Origin of the sequence: Caballeronia calidae (genome assembly GCF_900044055.2) — a bacterium.
GTDB lineage: Bacteria > Pseudomonadota > Gammaproteobacteria > Burkholderiales > Burkholderiaceae > Caballeronia > Caballeronia calidae.
Map to the genome: position 1 here is coordinate 1 of NZ_FCOX02000299.1, position 1,014 is coordinate 1,014.

A 1,014-nucleotide genomic window follows, 5' to 3' on the forward strand; every position below is an offset into this window, starting at 1 on the left:
AACATTCCGCCGACGCTGTACGACCAGCAGGGCGACCACGTAGCCATTTTCGTGCGTCAAGACCTTGATTTCAGCAAAGTCTACGAATTGAGCGACGATGCCACTCCATAAAGTCCAGTCGTTCATCGCGTCGGACCATGCGGTCAACATGACGCTGGCTCCGATGCTTCGATATCTCGATCAACCAGACGTCTTTGAGGTTCGCGTCAACAAGTTCGGGCAGGTCGTCACCGCCCGAGCCGACGGACGCGAACTGCACGACGAACCGGCGATCACGCCCGCCTACGTCAACAATCTAACGAACACCCTTCTGTCATACAACGGCTTGGGACCGTCGCCGATCATGGACGTGAAGCTGCCGAATGGCACGCGCGGCGTGATTGTGCGACCTCCGGCGGTACTCGAAGGAACGGCGCTGATCTGCTTCCGCAAGCATTTGCAGGTCAGCAAGGGACTGGAAGAGTTGCGCGGCGAAGGACGATTCCTGAACGCGAAGCGCCGCACGATTGAGGACATGCGAAAGCTCGACTCAGTCGAAGAAATGTTGCTTGGTCTGCTCGATCAGGGCGATATGGTCGGATTCATGCGTCAGGCAGTGCGCAACAAGAAGAACATCTGCGTGTCCGGCAAAACGGGTTCCGGAAAATCGACACTCACGCGCACGCTGCTCGCTGAAGTGCCGCCGACTGAGCGCGTGCTGCTGTTGGAAGACGTGCATGAGGTTGAAGCCGATAACCAGTATGAAGTCGGCTACATGATGTACGGGAAGCAGGAGGGACGCGTGTCCGCGAAAGAATGCCTGACGGCGGCGATGCGGCTGTCGCCCGACCGGATTTTCCTCACGGAGCTGCGCGATGATGCGGCATGGGACTACCTCACGGGTGCGAACACGGGGCATCCGGGCGGCATCTTCTCGACCCACTCCGACAACGCCGCGACGACCTTTGCTCGGATCGCAACGCTCGTTAAAGCCTCGGACGTGGGCCGCACGGTGAACTACGACGTGATTCTAAA

General features: G+C 58.8%; 1 protein-coding gene. It reads left to right on the forward strand.

All coding sequences use genetic code 11. The annotated features are described in order from the left end of the window. Positions 1 to 97: 97 nt before the first annotated feature. On the forward strand, positions 98 to 1,014 hold a 917-nt coding region (locus AWB78_RS42760; RefSeq protein WP_062613345.1), incomplete at its 3' end, for an ATPase, T2SS/T4P/T4SS family.